Below are 944 nucleotides of genomic sequence, written 5' to 3'. Positions count from 1 at the left end.
TACTATGAGAGCCAAGCCGATGTAGATGCGGGCAATGCCATAACAGCATTGTATCCTAATAATACAGGCAACCCACAAGAGATTATAGCTGTACTAACCAATACCAATACAGGCTGTACATCCAGTACAACCTTTGACTTGGTGGTAAACCCATTGCCAGCATTGATAGATCCAACACCACTAGAGGTCTGTGACGACGGTACACCAGATGGTATCACAGAGATGGATCTTAGTGTAAAGAATACCGAGATCACAGGTGGTAATCCTAATTATTCGGTAAGCTATTATGAGAACATGGGAGATGCTCAGACACAGACAAACCCATTGCCGACACTTTACACGAATAACAGTAACAACCAAATCATAATCGTGCTTGTAGAGGATACCACAACAGGCTGTTACGATACCACAACAATGGAACTGATTGTGCAACAGGCACCAGAGGCTTTTGACCCAGAACCGTTACGCTATTGTGATCCGGACAACGATGGTTTTGGTGTATTCGATTTGACGACTGTTGACAATGAGATTACAGGAGGAGCATCGGGATTGACGGTAAGCTACCATGAGACTTTGGTCAACGCCGAGAACAACGTAGATGCCATAACAAATACCACGGCCTATAACAATATAGTTGTCAATACTCAGATGCTCTATGCAAGAGTGGAAAGTGCCACGATAGCTACAAACTGTGCCACGATAGTAGCACTTCAACTTATTGTAGAGCCAACACCACAGTTGGTAACACCAACACCATTGGAAGTGTGCGATGATATTTCTGCCGATGGTTTTGCTATCTTCAACTTAACAACGAAGAACGAAGAAATTCTTAATGGGCAAGACCCAGCACAATATATTGTCAGCTATTATGAGAATGAAAACAATGCTGAATTGGGCAACAACCCAATAGGAAATCCTAACGCTTATACTAATACAGAGGCTTT

General features: G+C 42.8%; 1 pseudogene. It reads left to right on the top strand.

Annotated features, from left to right (window positions below):
* Window positions 1-944, top strand: a pseudogene (locus QGM60_RS18125) (hypothetical protein); the annotation flags it as partial.

The sequence above is a fragment of the Winogradskyella sp. SYSU M77433 genome (genome assembly GCF_029911945.1).
Taxonomy (GTDB): Bacteria; Bacteroidota; Bacteroidia; order Flavobacteriales; family Flavobacteriaceae; genus Winogradskyella.
The sequence above is the reverse complement of the archived record's forward strand: the minus strand, read 5'-3'. Positions and strand labels throughout refer to the sequence as shown.